Genomic DNA, 18,849 nt, shown 5'->3' with positions numbered 1-18,849 from the left:
GGTTCGAATCCTGCCGAGGGCACATTTCGAGGCCCCGTCCGTTCGGTCGGGGCCTCGTTTGTTTGATTCAGGTTGTTCACGCACGGTTCCACTGGTTTCGGGGCCTCGCCCCGATGACATCAGGAGCGAGGCATGACGAATCCCCCCGAAGGCCAGCAGCCACCCTTCGGTCAGCAGCCGCCCGGAATGCCGTCCGGGCCGCCCGGATACCCGCACGCGGGATTCGGACCCGGCCAGACTCCCCCGCCAGGCAACCCCGATGTCTTCCCGCCGCAGCAGCCGCCGAAGAAGAACCGGACCGGGCTGTTCATCGCGCTGGGCGTCGTCGCGCTGGTGGTGCTCGGCGCGCTGATCACCGGCATCGTGCTCACCGTGCAGGGGCGGACTCCGCTGGCCTCGGACGAGAAGCAGATCGAGGTCGCGATTCGCGACTTCTACGACACGCTCGGCGCCGACGGGTTCGTCGCGGCCGCGCAGCTGGCGTGCGAGGCCGACCGCACCGAGATCGACAATCTCACCCCGGAGCAGCGCCAGCAGTTCGACGCCGCGACCGTCTCGGTGACCATCGACAAGGTCGAGGACATCGTCATCACCGGCGACATCGCCAAGGCGACGGTCGTCGGCAAGCTGACCCTGTCCGTGGCGGGCGAGGAGCCCAACACCGAGGACAGCACCGAAGAGCACCTCAAGAAGGAAAACGGCACCTGGAAGATCTGCTCGGTGCCAGCCACCAGACACTGACCGAACACCGCACAGGCGAACCGGCTGATCGCACATCCACGCACGTCACGCGGGGTATCTTGCTTAGGTAAGCCTCATCATCGGATGGGGATCCTTTGCTGGAAGGACGCCGATGATGTCGCGCAGTTGGAAACCGCTGGCCGGGCTGATGGTGATCGCGGTGGCCGCGCTGGGTGTCAGCGCCTGTTCGTCCTCCCCGGGCGATGCCGACGAGATCACCGTCTACAACGCGCAGCACGAGTCGCTCACCAAGGAGTGGGCCGAGGCGTTCACCAAGGAGACCGGCATCAAGGTCATCCTGCGTCAGGGCGGCGACACCGCACTGGGCAATCAGCTGGTCGCCGAGGGCGCGAACTCCCCCGCCGACGCCTTCCTCACCGAGAACTCCCCCGCCATGGCACTGGTGGAGAACGCGGGCCTGTTCGCCGACGTCGACAAGGCGACGCTCGACCAGGTCCCCGCCCAGTACCGGCCATCGACCGGCAAGTGGACCGGAGTCGCCGCCCGCGCAACGGTTTTCGTCTACAACAAGGACAGGCTGCCGACCGCGGGCCTGCCCGCCTCGCTGCTCGATCTCGCCCAACCGCAGTGGAAAGGCCGCTGGGGCGCCGGCACGTCCGGCGCCGATTTCCAGGCGATCGTGGCGGGCCTGCTCGCGCTGAAGGGCGAGGATGTCACCCGGTCCTGGCTGCAGGGCATGAAGGCCAACGCGACCTCGCTGCAGAACAATGTGGCGACCATGAAGGCGGTCGACGCGGGCAATCCCGAGGGCGGCGTGATCTACCACTACTACTGGTACCGCGATCAGGCCAAGACCAAGGAGGGCAGCGCAAATACCGCGCTGCACTACTTCAAGAACCAGGATCCCGGCGCCTTCGTCAGCGTGTCCGGCGGCGGCGTGCTGAAGTCGAGCAAGAAGCAGGAGTCCGCGCAGAAGTTCCTGGCCTACATCACCGGCAAGAAGGGCCAGGAGATCCTCCGCGACGGCACCTCGATGGAGTACCCGGTCGCCAGTGACATCGCCGCGAACCCGGCACTGCCGCCGCTGGCCGATCTGCAGGCACCCGCGATCGACCCGAGCAAGCTCGACTCGAAGAAGGTCACCCAGCTGATGACCGAGGCGGGACTGCTGTAGGTGGTTGAGCTCGCCGGGCCGACCCCGTCGGCGACGACATCGCGGGTCGGCAGGCCCGGGGTGTTCGTCACGCTCGCGGCGCTGACACTGACCGCGGCGACGTTCATCCCACTGGGCTACATCGTCTCGGTCCTGTTCGACACCGGGCTCGGCGAGGCCGCCGATCTGGTGTTCCGCCCGAGAGTCGGTGAGCTGCTCGGCAATACCGCCGCCCTGGTGGTGTACACGGTGCCGGTGTGCGTGCTGCTCGGGATCGGGCTGGCCTGGCTGGTCGAGCGCACCGAGGTGCCGGGCCGGTCGTGGTGGGGTCCGGTGCTCGTCGCACCGCTGGCGGTGCCCGCGTTCGTCAACAGCTACGGCTGGGTGAGCGTGTTCCCCTCGATGCACGGGCTGTCCGCCGCGGTCCTCGTCTGCACACTGTCGTATTTCCCGCTGGTGTATCTGCCGGTCGCCGCGACACTGCGCAGGCTCGATCCGGCGATCGAGGAGTCGGCGCGCGCGCTCGGCTCCGGCCCGGTGGAAGTGTTCTGGCGCGTCGTGGTGCCGCAGTTGCGGTTGGCGATCCTCGGCGGCGGGCTGTTGATCGGCCTGCATCTGCTCGCCGAGTACGGCGCGTTCGTGATGCTGCGCTATGACACGTTCACCACCGCCATCTTCGAGCAGTATCAGAGCAGTTTCGCCGGTCCGGCCGGGAGCATGCTCGCCGGTGTCCTGGTCCTGTGCTGTCTGGCGCTGCTCGGCGGCGAGGCGCTGCTGCGCGGGAACGCCCGCTACGCCAGGCTCGGCAGTGGCGCGCCACGCGCGGTCGCGCCGATTGCCCTCGGCTGGTGGCGGATTCCGCTGTTCGGCGTGCTGGTCGCGGTGATCGTCGCGGCGCTCGGCGTGCCGCTGTGGACGATCGGGCGCTGGCTGTGGCTCGGCGGCTCGGCCGTGTGGGACATGACCACGATCGGCACGGCACTGGGCCAGACGATCGGCTTGGCCGCGGCCGCCGCACTGGTCACCACGCTGTGCGCGTTCCCCGTCGCCTGGATCGCGGTGCGTTCGGCAGGCAGGTTCGCCCGGGTTGTCGAGGGCGCGAACTATATCACCAGTTCGCTGCCCGGCATCGTGATCGCCCTGGCCCTGGTGACGGTCACCATCCGGTGGGCACCGCCGCTCTATCAGACCGTGACGCTGGCCGTGCTCGCCTACGTCCTGATGTTCCTGCCCCGCGCGCTGGTGAGCGTGCGGGCCGGGCTGGCGCAAGTGCCGGTCGGACTGGAGGAGATGTCACGGTCGCTGGGCGAGTCGGCCCCGGCCACCTTCTTCCGGGTGACGCTGCGGATGACCGCCCCCGCCGCCGCGTCGGCCGCCGCGCTCGTCTTCGTCGCGGTATCCACGGAGCTCACCGCGACACTGCTGTTGGCGCCCAACGGAACTCGCACCCTGGCCATGCAGTTCTGGGGCCTGTCGGGCGAACTCGACTACGCCGCCGCCGCGCCGTACGCGCTGATCATGATCGTCGCCGCGGTGCCGGTGACGTATGTGCTGTTCACCCAGTCCAGAAAGGCGGCGGGGGTATGAGCCGGCTTGTCGTCAGCGGAGTGTCGAAGAGCTTCGGCGCCACCCGAGTGCTGGACCACATCGATCTCGATGTCCCCGACGGCACCGCGGCCGCCGTCGTCGGCGCGTCGGGCTGCGGCAAGACGACACTGCTGCGTGTCATCGCCGGCTTCGAGGCACCCGATGCCGGGTCGGTCCAGCTGGGCACGGAAACCGTTGTCCGGCAGAACCTCTGCCTGCCGCCACAGCGCAGGCGGATCGGCTACGTCGCCCAGGACGGCGCGCTGTTCCCGCACCTGAGCGTCGCCGACAACATCGCCTACGGTCTACACACCGGCCTGCGGGGAGCTGCCGCCAGGCTGCGCAGGCACCACGACCGCGACCGCGTCACCGAACTGCTGGCGATGGTGTCGCTCGACCCCGGCTTCGCCGACCGCCTGCCCCACGAGCTCTCCGGCGGCCAGCAACAGCGCGTGGCACTGGCACGCGCGCTGGCCCGCAAACCCGCCCTGATGCTGCTCGACGAGCCCTTCAGCGCCCTCGACACCGGCTTGCGCGCCACCACCAGGCAGGCCGTCGCCGAGACCCTGCGCGCCGCGGGGATGACCAGCATCCTCGTCACCCACGACCAGGAAGAAGCGCTGAGCTTCGCCGGACAGGTCGCCGTCATGCGCGACGGACGGTTCACCCAGGTCGGCCCGCCGCAGCACGTCTACCACCACCCCGCCGACCTGTTCACGGCCCGCTTCCTGGGCGACTGCGTCCTGCTCGACGCCCTCTGCGAGGCCGACATCGCCAAGTCCGCGCTCGGTCCGGTCCCGGTGCAGCGGCACGCCCCCACCGGCCAGACCACGCTGATGCTGCGCCCCGAACAGCTGACCGCGCAGGTCGTCACCACCGACCATCCGCACAGCGGCACCGTGACGGAGGTGGATTTCCGCGGCCCCGACGTCATTCTCACGATCGACCTCGCCGAAGGCGCAGGCACGGTCAAGGTCCGGCGGACAGGCACGCAAGCCCCCGCCCGAGGCGACAACGTTCGCCTGACAATCCAGGGCACCGCGATGGCCTACCCCAAGTCGTGAAGCCGCGGACCGGCTGAACACCGTGTTCAGCCGGTCCATCGAGCGAGCGGCGGGAATTGAACCCGCGTAAACGGCTTTGCAGACCGTTGCCTCAACCACTCAGCCACGCCCGCCTCGCCCGCCTCGCCCTAGAGATTGCCGTGGCCTGGCCCGGCTGACCATGGTTGCGCTCAGCGTGAGCGTAATTCGGGCGACGCACGCGGCCCGGTCCGCGCGACGCATCTGAGCGGTGGCGACCTGGCACTATGCGATGATCAATGCCATGTCTCGGCCACGCCCGCTTCCGCATGACCCGATCGCCGAAGCTCATCGGCAGTGGACCGGGCACGGCTGGGGTGCGGTGGCCGACGGGATGGCCGCGGTGACCTCGCTGGTGCGGGCACAGCAGATCGTGATGGCCAGGGTGGACGAGGCGCTCAAACCGACGGGCCTGACCTTCTCCCGCTACGAACTGCTGCAACTGCTCAGTTTCAGCAAGACCGGCGCCCTGCCGATGGCCAAGGCCAGTGCGCGATTGCAGGTGCATCCGACAAGCGTGACCAACACCGTCGACCGGCTCGAGAAGGCCGGACTGGTCGTCCGGGTCCCACATCCGACCGACCGGCGCGCCACGCTCATCGAAATCACCGACGCGGGAAGGGAATTGGTCGCCGAGGCCACCGCATCCCTGAACGCGCGGGTGTTCGCCGAGCCGGGCCTGCCACCGGACCGGATCCGCGAACTGCTGACGTTGCTCGCCGAGTTCCGCCACGAGGCGGGCGACTACGAGGATTCCGGCGAGCAAAACCTCGCATTCCACGCGACATAGCAACCGACAGGCGAATCACCGGCCGACTCGCTTGGCAGCTAGCGGGAATTGGTCCACCATGTAGCCCATGGTGCTGGTCCTGGGGGTATCGGCGGGTGCGGGTGGTGCTCGCGCCGTGCTGACCCACTCCGATCAGCCGCACCTGCCGCCGGTGGACCACGTCCGGCTACCGCGCAGGGCGGGCGGCTCGGTCGAGGAAGCGGTGTTGTCGGCGATCCGCCGGATGCGCGTCGCCGCGCTCGCGCGCGACGAGTGCGTCACGGCCGCCGCGGTCACCTGCCGTAACGAGCTGCATGCCGAGGCGATCCGAGCGGTGGTCGGCGCCGGCGTCGGCATCGTCGACGAACCGCTGGCGCAATTGCGCTATCTGCGTTTCACCGGCATGCTGCCCACCACCGCCTCGGTGATCCTCTACGACCTCGGCTGCTCGGGTTTGACTGTCACCCATGCCGATTGCCGCACCGACACGATTCTGGCGAGCAAGCGCAGCACCGTGCTCAGCGGCGACGGCTACGACGCCCTGCTGCGCTGGCAACTGGCCCGCGGCGGGGTACTGGCCGACGCGCGCACCAGCCGCGCGCACCGCGAGTCGCTGAGCCGGGCACGCGTGGTGACCGCGGCCGACGCCGACACCGGCGGCCGCGCGGTGGTGACCCGCAGCGATCTGGCCGAACTGTGCGAGGCCGGGCTGCACCATTCGGCCTCGTTCGTGCGTCAGCTGATCGAGGAGACCGGCGTGCAGCCGGGTGCGCTGGTCCTGCTCGGCGGCTGCACCCGCAACCCGACCCTGCGCGCCGATCTGGCCCAGCGCATCGGGCTGCCGATCGTCTACGACCCCGAGCCCGACTACGTGTCGGCGCGCGGCGCGGTCCTGCTGGCCGCCCAGCGCCCGTCCCGCCTGCGCATGCCGCGCCTGCGGGCGGGGGCGGCGCTGTCGACGCGCGACGGAACGCAGCGACCCGGCCGCAGGAAACTCCTCGCCGCGGTGGCGGTGACGGCAACCTTGGGCGGCACGATCGCCGGGTTGCTCGGCACCGAGAATTCGTCGGCGCGGGTACCCGAGCAGGGCACCGCGCCGGCTCCTGCCCAGCTCACCGACGGTTCGCTGCGGCTGAAACAGAACTAGCTGTTGGTGAAGTTCGGCGGCCGCTTCTCGACGAAGGCGGCCATGCCTTCCTTCTGATCGTCGGTCGCGAACAGCGAATGGAACACCCGGCGCTCGAACAGCAGGCCCTCGGCGAGCGTGGTCTCGAAGGCGCGGTTGACCGCTTCCTTGGCGATCATCGCGACCGGCAGCGACATCGAGGCGATGGTCTGGGCGGTCTCGAGCGCGGTGTCGAGCAGCTGGTCGGCGGGCACGATCCGCGACACCAGACCGGCGCGCTCGGCTTCCTCCACACCCATGTTGCGGCCGGTCAGGATGAGATCCATCGCCTTGGGCTTGCCGATCGCGCGGGTCAGCCGCTGCGAGCCGCCGATGCCGGGGATCACGCCGAGCTTGATCTCGGGCTGGCCGAACTTGGCGGTGTCGGCGGCGATCAGGATGTCGCACAGCATCGCCAGCTCACAGCCGCCGCCGAGGGCGTAGCCCGCCACCGCGGCGATGGTCGGCTTGCGGAAGTTGGCCAGCCGGTCCCAGCGGGCGAAGAAATCGGACATGTACATGTCCATGTACGACTTGGGCGCCATCTCCTTGATGTCGGCGCCTGCCGCGAAGGCCTTCTCCGAGCCGGTGATGACCACGGCGCCGATGGAGTCGTCGGCCTCGAGCTCGTCGAGCGCGGCGATGACGTCGTCGAGGACCTGCGCGTTGAGTGCGTTGAGCGCCTTGGGCCGGTTCAGCGTGATCCAGCCGACCCCGCCCTTACCCTCGCTGCCGCCCTTGCGCTCCAGCAGAATCGTCTCGAAATCGGTCACCAGGCACCCTCTTGTTCATCAGCGGTCACGGATGGTGCAGACGATACCGAGCCCGATCACCCACCGGCTACGCGGGCAATCCCAGTTCGCCCGCGCCGAGCGGGGCGAAGTAGGCGTCGACCTGGTCCGCGGTGACCTCGGCGAGCGTGGCGGGCGACCAGCGCGGCGCGCGGTCCTTGTCGATCACCTGGGCGCGGATGCCCTCGGCCAGATCGTGAGTGCTCAACGCGGCCACGGTGATCCGGAATTCGACATTCAGCGCGGCGGCGAGCGACGGCAGCGTGCGGGCAGTGCGCAGCGCGCGCAGGGTGGCCTTGACCGCTACCGGCGACTTGGCCAGAAGATCCTCGGCGGCCTTGGTCGCCTCGGGCGAGTCGGCGGTGCGCAATGCCTCGACGATCTCCTCGACGGTGCCTGCGGCGTAGCAGGCGTCGATCCAGTCGCGCTGCGCCGCCAGCTCGGATTCCGGTGCGGGCGTGGCGAATCGGGCGATGGCCTCGTCGGCAGGGGTGGTGCGCAGCGTGTCGAGCAGGGCGGGCAGGTCCGCCGAGGGCACGAAGGTGTCGGCGAAGCCAGCCGCGATGGCGTCGCCCGCGCCCATCCGGGCGGTGGTGAGCGCGACGTGGGTGCCCAGCTCACCGGGCGTGTGCGAGAGCAGGTAGGTGCCGCCGACGTCGGGGACGAAACCGATGCCCACCTCCGGCATGCCGATCTGGGAGCGCTCGGTGACGATGCGATGGCTGCCGTGCGCGGACACGCCGACACCGCCACCCATCACGATGCCGTCCATGATCGCCACATACGGCTTGGGGTAGCTGCCGATCAGGTCGTTGAGCAGGTATTCGTCGCGCCAGAACGCCGCGGTCGCGGTCTGCAGGGGCACCGGTGCCGCGGGACCGCCGTCGTTGATCGCCTTGGCGTCGCGGTGGATGGCGACGATGTCGCCGCCCGCGCACAGGCCACGCTCGCCCGCCCCGACGATCGCCACGGTCCGGATCACCGGATCGGCGGCCCAGGTACGCAGCGCCGCGGTGATCGCGAGGCTCATCGAGTGGTTGAGCGCGTTGATCGCGCGCGGGCGGTTCAGGGTGATCAGACCGAGCCCGTCGCGTACCTCGAACAGCACTTCCGCTTCACTCATGCTGGTCACGATAAAGTTGGCCCTCCGCGCATCCGAAACTCCGGCGTACGCGATGTGACGCATTCCACCCCGGCCCGCTGGGGCACAATCGGGACATGGGCACCGACCATTTCGTGCGGATCACCCGCCTGCGCGCACTGATCGAGCACGAGAACACCGGCGCGGGCGAGCGAGCCACCGCGCAGCGCATGCTCGATCGGATTCTGCGGAAGTCCCACGACCACAACGCTTCTTCCGCGTCATCGGACCGCGTGTACGGCGCGCGGCATGATCGCCCCGGCAGGCACGCGAGCACCGCGTCGATCGTCGAGTCGGTCCGCGACGACATCGCCTTCGCCCGCGATTTCGCCGTCGTCGGCGGACCGAGCGAGCTGACGGTGCACAGCCCGCTCGCGGCCGCGCCCGCCGAACTCACGGTGGCGGTCACCACACCGTTCGCCGATCAGATCGTCGTCACCATCGACGGCATCCCGCCCGCGTGGGGCTGGGAGTCCGACGAGTTCGACCGCACCACGGCGACCGCGGACCTGCGCAGACTGGCCGACGAGCTGGCCGAGATCATCGACAGCTACAACCACGACGGCGCCGATGTGGGCCCGCGGTTCTTCCGCACGATCCGCGCGCAGGAGACCACCCTGATCCGCTGACTCAGTCCAGCTGTTTCGGCCCGACGAGCAGCACGACCAGGCCGACGGTGAGCACGACCGCGCCGATCGCCAGCACCATGCTCGCGGCGGCGGGCCCGCCGTCGGTGTAGTCGGCGACCGCCTGGGCGACCGCGCCCGCCACCGCCGCGGCGCCACCGAGCACGAGGATCGGTTCCCGGCGGATCGTGTACAGCATCAGACACAGCACCCCGACCAGCGCGGTCAGCACCGGCCGCCACGGCGATTCGCCGATCGTCACCGATTGCGCGCCACCCACCGCGATCAACCCGCCGATCAGGTACCCGGCCCACTCCGCGACGAACAGCCGCGCCCAGGCGAGCACGAACCACAGCCCACCGAACAGCAGCAACAGCACCCCGGGCCAGACGGACCGGTAGTCGAACAGCTCCGACGTCACGTTCAGGACACTCGCGAGACCGAACCCGCCCATCGCGACCATCCCGAGGACGCTCGGCACCAGCAGATAACCGAGCACCGCCACCAGCAGCCCCGCGATCGATGCCGCGATCTCCGCGGCGTTCCCACCGCCGTCGCCGAAGGCCGTGGCCACCGCACCGCACACCGCGCAGGCGGCCAGCACGAGCAGCACCGCCGCGAGCCTGCTTCGCCCCGCCGAGGCGATCGGCACCCGCCGGAACACCCCGTCGCAGCCGCCTGCCAGCACCACCGCGCCCCCGGCCGCGCATCCGGCGACGACCAGCAGCAGCACCACCCGCCCGGTCTGCGCCACCTCGGTCCACGCCCGCCCGAGGAACAGCACCACCCCGGCGGCCACCAGACCCGCACCGAGGTAGGCGACGATCTCCGCGATCACCCGGCCCGCACTCGCCCGCTGCGCGTGTTCCTCGGCATCAACGGCCCGCAACACCGCCCCGCGCTGCTCCCCGCTGATCACCCCCGCCGCCACCAGCCGCTCCAGCGCCACACCCACCCGATGTTCGCGAACCATCCGTCGAGTATGTCGACCTGCGGTGATGTTTCGACCGAATCACGCATACCGCGTTTCGCGCCAGGGTGACCCAGTTCATACTAGAATTAGTTGGACGTCCTAGTATCGGGCGCCCATCACTTGCGGAGGCGGTCATGAGCGAGTCCAGCGCACTGCACGCACCGGTCCATCCCGTGCGGTTCGTGACCTCGGCGGCGTTGTTCGACGGGCACGACGCGGCGATCAACATCATGCGGCGGATCCTGCAGGCCCAGGGGGCCGAGGTGATCCATCTCGGCCACAACCGGTCGGTCCGCGAGATCGTCGACGCGGTCGTCGAGGAGGATGTACAGGGCGTCGCGGTCAGCTCGTATCAGGGCGGGCACATCGAGTTCTTCGAGTACCTCGCCCAGGCGTTGCGCGAGGCCGGCGCGGGTGACGTGCGGATCTTCGGCGGTGGCGGCGGCGTGATCGTCGCCGAGGAGATCGAGCGGCTCGCGCGCGGCGGCGTGCGGATCTTCTCCCCCGAGGACGGTCAGCGGCTCGGCCTGCCCGGCATGATCAACGAACTGATCCGGGTCTGCGATGTCGACCCCGCCGAGACACTGCCCGACCTCGACGCGCTCTACACCGGCGATCGAAATGCCCTGGCGCGCACCATCACCTGTTTGCAGCAGGGCGCACTGCCCGAAGCCGACCGGGCCGCGATCCTGGCGGCGGCGGACAAGCGCCGGGTGCCGGTCCTCGGCATCACCGGCACCGGCGGGTCCGGAAAATCCTCGCTCACCGACGAATTGGTGCGCAGGCTGCGCACCGACCAGCAGGACAAGCTGCGCGTCGCGGTCCTCGCGATCGACCCGACCCGGCGCCGGGCGGGCGGCGCGCTGCTCGGTGACCGCATCCGGATGAACGCGCTCGACGGCGAGCACGTGTACTTCCGTTCGCTGGCCACCCGCGGCAATCACGAACTGCCCGACGACATCGACACCATGATCGCCGCCTGCCGGGCCGCGGGCCACGACCTGGTGATCCTGGAGACGCCCGGCATCGGGCAGGGCGACGCGGGCATCGTCGATCACGTCGACGTGGCGCTGTATGTGATGACGCCGGAGTTCGGCGCCGCCTCCCAGCTCGAGAAGATCGACATGCTCGACTACGCCGACGTGGTCGCGGTCAACAAGTACGAGCGCCGTGGCGCGGCGGACGCGATCCGCGACGTCGCCCGCCAATTGATCCGCAACCGTGCCGAATTCGGCGCGGCACCGGCGGACATGCCGGTCTTCGGCACCAGCGCCGCCACCTTCGACGACGACGGCGTCACCGCCCTCTACCACCATCTCATCGGCCTGCTCACCGAGCACGGACTCACCGTCGAGCCGGGCGCCTTGCCGCACGTCGACACCAAGGTCTCCACCCGGTTCGCCCAGCTGGTGCCGCCCGCGCGCGTGCGCTACCTGGCCGAGATCGCCGAGGCGGTCCGCGCCTACCACGCCGACACCGCGCGGGAATGCGCGGCGGCACAACGCATTCGACGACTCAGCCTGGTCAGCGACGAACTGCCCGACGACGCGGCGGTCGCCGAACTGCTGGCCACCGCCCGCACCGCGCTCTCCCCCGAGTCGTCCGCGCTGCTGGCCGAGTGGCCCGCCGTCGCCGAGAGCTATCGTGGTGACGAGCAGGTGGTCCGGGTGCGCGACCGCGAAATCCGCACCCCGCTGCGGCGCGAATCGCTGTCCGGTTCCAGCATCGCGCGCGTCGCCCTGCCCCGCTACACCGACGACGGCGAGCTGCTGCGCTTCCTGCGCGCCGAGAACCTGCCGGGCCGATTCCCGTTCACCGCGGGTGTTTTCCCGTTCAAGCGGGACAACGAGGACCCGGCCAGGATGTTCGCGGGCGAGGGCGATCCGGCGCGCACCAATCGCCGGTTCAAGGTCCTCAGCGCGCACGCCGAGGCGACCCGCCTGTCCACCGCGTTCGACTCGGTCACCCTCTACGGCCACGACCCGGCCGAACGTCCCGACATCTACGGCAAGGTCGGCACCTCGGGTGTCTCGGTGGCCACCATCGACGACATGCGCACCCTGTTCGACGGTTTCGACCTGTGCGCGCCGACCACGTCGGTGTCGATGACGATCAACGGCCCCGCGCCAACCATCCTCGCGTTCTTCCTCAATGCCGCGATAGATCAAGCGCTGCGACGCTTCACCGAGTCGGCGGGCCGCGAGCCGAGTCCCGCGGAGGCGGCCGAGGTGCGGGCAAGCACCCTGTCCACCGTGCGCGGCACCGTGCAGGCCGACATCCTCAAGGAGGACCAGGGCCAGAACACCTGCCTGTTCTCCACCGAATTCAGCCTGCGGATGATGGCCGACATCCAGGAATGGTTCGTGCGCAACGACGTGCGCAATTTCTATTCGGTCTCGATCTCCGGCTATCACATCGCCGAGGCGGGCGCGAACCCGATCAGCCAACTGGCCTTCACCCTGGCCAACGGATTCACCTATGTGGAAACCTATCTGGCCCGTGGCCTGGCGATCGACGACTTCGCGCCGAATCTGTCGTTCTTCTTCTCCAACGGCATGGACCCCGAATACACGGTGATCGGCCGCGTCGCCCGCCGCATCTGGGCGGTCGCGATGCGCGACTGCTATGGCGGCGGCGAACGCGCGCAGAAGCTCAAGTATCACGTGCAAACCTCGGGTCGTTCGCTGCACGCCCAGGAAATGCAGTTCAACGACATCCGCACCACATTGCAGGCGCTGATCGCCGTCTACGACAATTGCAACAGCCTGCACACCAATGCCTTCGACGAGGCGGTGACCACCCCGACCGAGGATTCGGTGCGGCGCGCGCTGGCGATCCAGCTCATCATCGCCAAGGAATGGGGCCTGGCGATGAACGAGAATCCGCTGCAGGGCAGTTTCATCATCGACGAACTCACCGACCTGGTCGAAGAGGCGGTACTGCTCGAATTCGAGCGGATCAGCGAACGCGGCGGCGTGCTCGGCGCGATGGAGACCGGCTATCAGCGCGGCCGCATCCAGGACGAGTCCCTGCGCTATGAGCAGCGCAAACACGACGGATCGCTGCCAATCGTCGGTGTGAACACCTTCCGCGGCCGCGACGACGGCGCCGCGCACGGCCCGCTCGAACTGGCCCGAGGCACCGAAGCGGAACGCCGTTCCCAACTGGAGCGGTTGCGCGCATTCCAGGACGAGAACGCCGAGGAATCCCATCGCGCGCTGGCCCGGCTGGCCAAGGTCGCCCATACCGACGGCAATATTTTCGACGTGCTGATGGACGCGGCGCGGGTATGCAGCTTACAGCAGGTCACCGACACATTCTTCGCTGTCGGTGGACAGTATCGACGGACCGTCTGAAGCGATCGCCGCGAGCGCGAATCCAGGCACACCCCGCGCCCGCGTGTGACAATTGCCGCCAGCACAAGGCAGCGGCGGCGATGGGACGCACAGCATGGACCTGACCGACCTCGACATCATCGATGCGCACATCCACCAGTGGGATCCGCGCACGACACCTCGCCAATTCAGCAAACTCGCCGCCCTGCTGCGGTATCTCCCGCTACCGGTCGATATCGCGGCGAAACTGGCTCCGCGGGGCGACCGTGAATTCGTCGGCGACCCGTCCGCCTACCTCGGTCCCTATCTGCCCGCCGATTACCGCGCCGACCTCGGGAGAACCCGGGTGGACGCGATCGCGCACATCGAAGTGGAATGGACCGGCTGGAAGCCCGACGAAACCCGCTGGGTGGCCAGCCTGCCGTTCGGCGTCGACACCCCTGCCCTCGCCGCGATCATCGCGTCGGCCGATCCCGCCGCCGCCGACTTCGGCGCCGTCCTCGACGCGCATCAGTCGGCCTCGCCGCTGCTGCGCGGGATCAGGACCATGGTCGCCCACCATCCCGATCCGGCCGTGAAATCGTTCGCGCCCAACGACAGCGCACTCACCACCCCCGCCTTCCTGAACGGATTCCCCGAGCTCGCCCAGCGCGGCCTGTCCTTCGACGCCTGGGTGTACTCGGTGCAGCTCCCCGATGTGACGGCGCTGGCCGAGCGCTTCCCCGAGGTGCCGATCGTGCTCGACCATCTGGGGACACCCGCGGGCATCTTCGGGCCGGTCGGCAAGCACACCGGGCACACCCCCGCCCAGCGGCAGGCGCTGTTCGAGCGCTGGCGCGACGACCTGACCGATCTGGCCGCGCAGCCCGCCGTGGTGGCCAAGGTGAGCGGGCTGATGATGCCGGTGCTCGGTCATCCGGTGCCACCGCGCGGCGCCCCGACGCCGGTGCCCGAGCTGGTCGAGCGGGTGCGGCCGTTGCTCGCCCACGCGCTGGCCGTGTTCGGTCCCGACCGGTTGATCTGGGGTTCGAACTTCCCGGTCGACAAGCCGATCACCAGCATCACCGGCGCGGTCGAGACCGTGGCAACCGCGCTCACCGAGGCGGGCGCCGACCAGGACACGCTGCGGAAGGTGTTCGGCGGCAATGCCACCCGTGTGTACCGGGTGGATACCGCGTCGTGAATCGCCGCGGTCGAGCGTCCCGATGTGTGTCGGTGGCCCGGTTTAGCATCGCCCCATGAAGGCAACCGGCACGTTCGAAGTCACCGCGTTCGACCCCACCGACCTGCAGCCGCAGCCACCCATCAGCACCGGGCTGCCGGTCGGCGTGACCCGCATGACGAAGGTCTACGCCGGGGAGATCACGGGTACCTCGGCGACGCTGTTCACCGCGGCGTTCGACATGTCCACCGGCGCGGGCACCTACATCGCGATGGAGTCGTTCGAGGGCGCGCTGCACGGGAGGGCCGGAGCCTTCAACTTCGTCCACTCGGCCACCACCGGCGGCACCGATCGCACCGACGAGTTCTTCCACATCGCGCCCGCCAGCGGCACCGGCGAGCTCACCGGCATCACCGGCACCGGCGCGCTCTACGTCGATGCCACCGGCGGCCACCACATCTGGTTCGAGTACGAACTCCCCTGACCTCAGCTGTCGAATTCGGGGTAGAGCGAACGTAATTCGCGCAGGCCGATGGCCGCTGTCTGCTCGTCCTCGGCCGACATGCGCAGGGCGCGGCGCAGCGGGACCGGGTCGAGATCCTCGATGACGGCGTGGAATTCGACGCGGGGTAGTTCCGGGAGCGTGAGCTCGTCGCCGTAGGGGTCGCCGGCTTCGGTGGTGCGGGTGGACTTCTCGACGCCGCCGATGAGGGTGTCGAGGTCGAGGCCGCGCAGGGTGAGGATCTCGCTCGGTTGCTCGTCGAGTCGTTCGGCGAGCAGGTAGCAGACCGCGGCGACGTGCTTGCACGGCCAGCCCATGTCCGGGCAGCTGCACGAGAAGTCGAGTTCGGCGGCGGTGGTCGGCAGCAGGTGCGGGCCGAGGGCGGGTGGCAATGCGCCGGAGGCGATCTCGGCGAGCATGCCCGGAGCCTCCCTGATCTCGGCGAGCAGCAGCTCGACCTCTTCGTCACGCAGTGGACGCATCGCCAGCACCGAGGTGAACGGGCTGGGCTGGCTGCCCTGCACCTCCGCGGTGACGGCGCCGCGTTCGATCCGGTAGTTCACCACCTGGCCGACCCTGGCGTAGGTGCGCCCGCGCGAGAGCCTGCCCGCGTCGGCGACCTTCTCCACCGCCTCCAGCAGCGACCTGCCCCACCAGGTCCGGCCGAAGCCGCCGCGGGCCTTGGCACCGCCGGTGACCGGCCTGCGCGGACCGAACTGACTGAAATCGGCCACTAGTCACCCACCGCCTCGGCGCCGAGGGTGAACAGTTCGCGCAGCTCGTCGGTGCTCAGTTCGGTGATCCAGTTCTCCCCCGCGCCGACCGCCAGCTCGGCCAATTGCTTCTTGCCGCTGATCATCTCGTCGATCCGCTCCTCGATGGTGTCGACGCAGACCAGCTTGCGAACCTGCACCGCGCGCTGCTGGCCGATCCGGAACGCGCGGTCGGTGGCCTGGTTCTCCACCGCCGGATTCCACCAGCGGTCCAGGTGGATCACGTGATTGGCGGCGGTCAGGTTGAGGCCGGTGCCGCCCGCCTTGAGCGAGAGCAGCATCAGCGGCGGGCCGTTCTCGCTTTGGAATCCGGTCACCATGTCGTCGCGGCGCTGCTTGGTGACGCCGCCGTGCAGGAACGGGATCGGGGTGCCGAAGCGCTCGGTGAGGTACGGCAGCACCAGGTCGCCGAATTCGCGGAACTGGGTGAACAGCAGGGCTTTCTCGCCGTCGGCGATCACCGCGTCGAGCACATCCTCGACCAGGGCCAGCTTGCCGGAGCGGTGACTGCCGCGCCGCAGGATCGGCGAGCCGTCGCCGAGGAAGTGCGCGGGATGGTTGCAGACCTGCTTGAGCCGGGTCAGCGCGCCGAGCACGGCGCCCTTGCGCGCCATGCCTTTCGCGTCCTTCAGTTTCGCGAGCATGTCGTCGACCACGGCTTGATAGAGGGCGGCCTGTTCGACGGTGAGGTTGGCCCGCACCGTCATCTCCAGCTTCTCCGGCAGGTCGCTGATGACCGCCGGATCGGTCTTGAGCCTGCGCAGCACGAACGGATCGGTGATCAGCCGCAGCCGGTCGACGGCCTGCTGGTCACGTTCGCGTTCGATCGGCACCGCGAACTTCGCCCGGAAGGATTGCGGGCTGCCGAGCAGTTTCGGCATCGCGAAGTCGAACAGCGCCCGTAGTTCCTCCAGGCGGTTCTCCACCGGAGTTCCGGTGAGCGCCAGCCGATGTCGTGCGTGCAGTGCGCGCGCGGCCCGCGACTGCCGGGTGGCGGCGTTCTTGATGTGCTGGGCCTCGTCCAGCACGATCCGCTCCCACTGCTGCTCGCTGAGCAGCGTCGCGTCGCGGGCCAGCAGCGAGTAGGTGGTGACAACGAGATCCGAATCCGCCACCGCCGCAGCGAATTCCGCACCGGTCAGCCGTCCCGGCCCGTGGTGGACCAGCACCCGCAGATCCGGGGTGAACCGTTGCGCTTCGCGCTGCCAGTTGCCGACCACCGACATCGGGCACACCAGCAGCGTCGGCCCGACCTCAGCAGCCCCCGCGTCCCGCCGCGAATCGGCCTGTCCACCTTGGTCAGCCGCGACTTCGAGCTCACCGGCCCGCAGCGTCCGCCCGCCGCTGTCGGCTGCGGCACCCGCGGGCCGACCGGCCGACACTGCCCGGCCTTCCCGGCGGGTCGACGCGGCCGACAGCAATCGACCGTCGTCGACGAGGGCGGCGGACTCACGTTCGTGCGCCAGCAGCGCCAGCACCTGCACCGTTTTGCCCAGGCCCATGTCATCGGCGAGGATCGCGCCGCAGTTGAGCCTGCTCATCGTGGCCAGCCAGCTCAGCCCACGCTCCTGGTAGGGGCGGAGCTCGGCCTTCAGGCCGATCGGCACCGGAACAGGCTCGGGTTCGCCCTCCCTGGCGAACAATTCGGCCGCCCAGCCATCGGCGGTGACCTCGGTGACCGGCACATTGTCGACGCGTTCGGCGGCGAGTTCACCGATCATGTCGGCCAGGGTGATCGGGGTGTCGTCGGCGTGCATCGCGACATAGCGGGCGGCCGCGGCCAGCACCCGGTGGTCGGCCTGCACCCATTCGCCGCGCAGCTGCACCAGGTCCGACTTGCTGCGGATCAGCCGTTCCATCTCGGGCTTGGTGAGCACGAGGTCACCGAGCGCCAATTCCCAGCGGTAGGACAGCAATCCACTCAGTCCGACGGTGGATTCGGCGGCGGCCGGGCTGCTCACCCGCAGCCGCATGCTCGGTTCGGCGATATTCCAGGCGCGCGGCAGCAGCAGCCGGATTCCCGCCTCCCGCAGCGCGTGCGCACCGTGGGCGACCAGGTCGGCGACGACCTCGGTGGGCAGCAGCAGGTCGAGACCGCGCGGGTCGGTGGGCAGATCACGCAGGCGCGGGTAGGCCTTGCGCGCATGGCCGAGCTTTTCGGCGGCGGTGCGAACAAGGACCGGATCATCGTCGAGCGCAACGGGTTTCGGCGCGTCATCGACGGGGCGCAGGCAGACCTGCAACCGCCACAGCGCCACCGAGTCGTCGGCGGTGCCGAATTCGCCGTCGGGTTCGCACAGGCGCAGGACGAGTTCGGGTTCGTCGGCGGCGTAGCCTGCCCGCCACTGATCCAGGGTCTCGGCCAGCCGGTAGGAGCCTGCGTCGAGCGCAGTGTCACCGACGAGGGCCTGCAGGATCGGGTGCGTCATCGTGCGGTGCGCGAGGTATTCGCGGGCGATCGGGTCGGTGAGTTCGGTGACCAGGTCGTCGAGCACGGCGGCGGGCGACCCGGCGACCCGCAGCGCCGCCGGCATCGCGGCGGCCAGCTCGGCCAGCCACGCCCGCTGTCGCTGGCCGCCGACCAGCCGCCAGCGCACCCACCACTGACCGTCGGCCCGCTCGACCTGCGGCACCACCCGGCCCGCCCGCACCCACCGTTCGACGCCGCGGGCGACGTGCCCGAGGAAGCGCAGATCACCGGAGATGTTCTCGCGGGGCAATCTGCTGCGCAGCACAACGGCCGCCGTTGGCGGCGCGAGCGCGTGCGCGCGTACCTCGGCGGTGTCGGCGTGCCCTGCGGCATCGACGACGAGCACCTGGGCGCGGTGCCGGAACCTGGCCCGTTCCAGGATGTCGCCGAGCACCGAACCGACGGCGACAGGTTCCCCGTCGTGCCACAGCAGCAGGCCGGCCCCGGGGGACCACAGACCGTGCAGCATGGGGACCATCCAAGCAGGCGGCACCGACACCCGGCGCGGCCCGCCTCCCCTGGATTTCTCGCCGATCCCGGAACATACTGGGGTATCCCCTGGTCACGGGCCGGACCACCCACCGGCGACAACTACATACCGACCCAGGCGAACCGGGC

General features: G+C 69.5%; 15 protein-coding genes and 1 tRNA gene. 10 read left to right on the top strand and 6 right to left on the bottom strand.

What is annotated here, in order from left to right:
- Positions 1–132 precede the first annotated feature (132 nt).
- The 4 genes from ACFWF2_RS19965 (at position 133) to ACFWF2_RS19950 (ending at position 4,506) form a co-directional block, all read left to right on the top strand.
- Entirely contained in the window at positions 133–741 is a 609-nt protein-coding gene (locus ACFWF2_RS19965; protein WP_379308923.1) for a hypothetical protein, read from the top strand.
- Positions 742–856: 115 nt separating this feature from the next.
- Positions 857–1,876, top strand: coding sequence for an iron ABC transporter substrate-binding protein (locus tag ACFWF2_RS19960; protein WP_379308925.1), 1,020 nt, complete (start codon positions 857–859; stop codon positions 1,874–1,876).
- Positions 1,877–3,442, top strand: a complete 1,566-nt coding sequence (locus tag ACFWF2_RS19955; protein WP_379308922.1) for an ABC transporter permease — start codon at positions 1,877–1,879, stop codon at positions 3,440–3,442.
- Complete coding sequence (locus tag ACFWF2_RS19950) at positions 3,439–4,506, top strand: ABC transporter ATP-binding protein (RefSeq protein WP_379308921.1); 1,068 nt, start codon at positions 3,439–3,441, stop codon at positions 4,504–4,506. Before ACFWF2_RS19955 ends, ACFWF2_RS19950 begins: the two co-directional genes overlap by 4 nt.
- Before the next feature lie 41 nt (positions 4,507–4,547).
- Here ACFWF2_RS19950 and ACFWF2_RS19945 read toward each other — a convergent pair.
- A tRNA-Cys gene (locus ACFWF2_RS19945) sits at positions 4,548–4,619 on the bottom strand.
- 149 nt (positions 4,620–4,768) lie between these two features.
- Between ACFWF2_RS19945 and ACFWF2_RS19940 the strand changes: the two genes are divergently transcribed.
- Both ACFWF2_RS19940 and ACFWF2_RS19935 read left to right on the top strand, forming a co-directional pair.
- Complete coding sequence (locus ACFWF2_RS19940; protein WP_379308920.1) at positions 4,769–5,314, top strand: MarR family winged helix-turn-helix transcriptional regulator; 546 nt, start codon at positions 4,769–4,771, stop codon at positions 5,312–5,314.
- A 67-nt stretch (positions 5,315–5,381) separates the two neighbouring features.
- Positions 5,382–6,440, top strand: coding sequence for an Hsp70 family protein (locus ACFWF2_RS19935; protein ID WP_379308919.1), 1,059 nt, complete (start codon positions 5,382–5,384; stop codon positions 6,438–6,440).
- Here the strand turns inward: ACFWF2_RS19935 and ACFWF2_RS19930 are convergent.
- Together ACFWF2_RS19930 and ACFWF2_RS19925 are read right to left on the bottom strand one after the other, a co-directional pair.
- The gene (locus tag ACFWF2_RS19930; RefSeq protein ID WP_379308918.1) at positions 6,437–7,231 is read right to left on the bottom strand and encodes an enoyl-CoA hydratase; all 795 of its coding nucleotides are present in this window, start codon (positions 7,229–7,231) and stop codon (positions 6,437–6,439) included. The genes ACFWF2_RS19935 and ACFWF2_RS19930 overlap by 4 nt on opposite strands.
- A 67-nt stretch (positions 7,232–7,298) precedes the next feature.
- Positions 7,299–8,372, bottom strand: coding sequence for an enoyl-CoA hydratase/isomerase family protein (locus ACFWF2_RS19925; RefSeq protein WP_379308917.1), 1,074 nt, complete (start codon positions 8,370–8,372; stop codon positions 7,299–7,301).
- 95 nt (positions 8,373–8,467) lie between these two features.
- Here ACFWF2_RS19925 and ACFWF2_RS19920 point away from each other — a divergent pair, with 95 nt between their 5' ends.
- On the top strand, positions 8,468–9,019 hold the full coding sequence (locus ACFWF2_RS19920; protein ID WP_379308916.1) for a hypothetical protein: 552 nt from the start codon (positions 8,468–8,470) through the stop codon (positions 9,017–9,019).
- Position 9,020: 1 nt separating this feature from the next.
- On the opposite strand, the gene ACFWF2_RS19915 is transcribed toward ACFWF2_RS19920, so the two are convergent.
- Positions 9,021–9,989, bottom strand: a complete 969-nt coding sequence (locus tag ACFWF2_RS19915) for a DUF2157 domain-containing protein (protein WP_379308915.1) — start codon at positions 9,987–9,989, stop codon at positions 9,021–9,023.
- A gap of 134 nt (positions 9,990–10,123) precedes the next feature.
- On the opposite strand from ACFWF2_RS19915, the gene icmF reads away from it, so the two are divergent.
- The 3 genes from icmF to ACFWF2_RS19900 all read left to right on the top strand — a co-directional run bounded on the left by icmF (position 10,124) and on the right by ACFWF2_RS19900 (position 14,970).
- A complete protein-coding gene (icmF, locus tag ACFWF2_RS19910) occupies positions 10,124–13,345 on the top strand; it encodes a fused isobutyryl-CoA mutase/GTPase IcmF (protein WP_379308914.1) in 3,222 nt (1,073 codons plus the stop codon).
- 94 nt (positions 13,346–13,439) lie between these two features.
- Positions 13,440–14,507: an amidohydrolase family protein gene (locus ACFWF2_RS19905; RefSeq protein WP_379308913.1), complete on the top strand. Its 1,068-nt coding sequence runs from the start codon at positions 13,440–13,442 to the stop codon at positions 14,505–14,507.
- A 55-nt stretch (positions 14,508–14,562) separates the two neighbouring features.
- A complete protein-coding gene (locus ACFWF2_RS19900; protein ID WP_379308912.1) occupies positions 14,563–14,970 on the top strand; it encodes a DUF3224 domain-containing protein in 408 nt (135 codons plus the stop codon).
- Between the two features lie 2 nt (positions 14,971–14,972).
- Here ACFWF2_RS19900 and ACFWF2_RS19895 read toward each other — a convergent pair whose 3' ends face one another.
- Together ACFWF2_RS19895 and ACFWF2_RS19890 are read right to left on the bottom strand one after the other, a co-directional pair.
- Complete coding sequence (locus ACFWF2_RS19895; RefSeq protein WP_379308911.1) at positions 14,973–15,722, bottom strand: SWIM zinc finger family protein; 750 nt, start codon at positions 15,720–15,722, stop codon at positions 14,973–14,975.
- Entirely contained in the window at positions 15,722–18,709 is a 2,988-nt protein-coding gene (locus ACFWF2_RS19890) for a DEAD/DEAH box helicase (protein ID WP_379308910.1), read from the bottom strand. Before ACFWF2_RS19890 ends, ACFWF2_RS19895 begins: the two co-directional genes overlap by 1 nt.
- Positions 18,710–18,849 lie beyond the last annotated feature (140 nt).

This window comes from Nocardia sp. NPDC060259, assembly GCF_042728775.1.
Taxonomy (GTDB): domain Bacteria; phylum Actinomycetota; class Actinomycetes; order Mycobacteriales; family Mycobacteriaceae; genus Nocardia.
The sequence above is the reverse complement of the archived record's forward strand: the minus strand, read 5'-3'. Positions and strand labels throughout refer to the sequence as shown.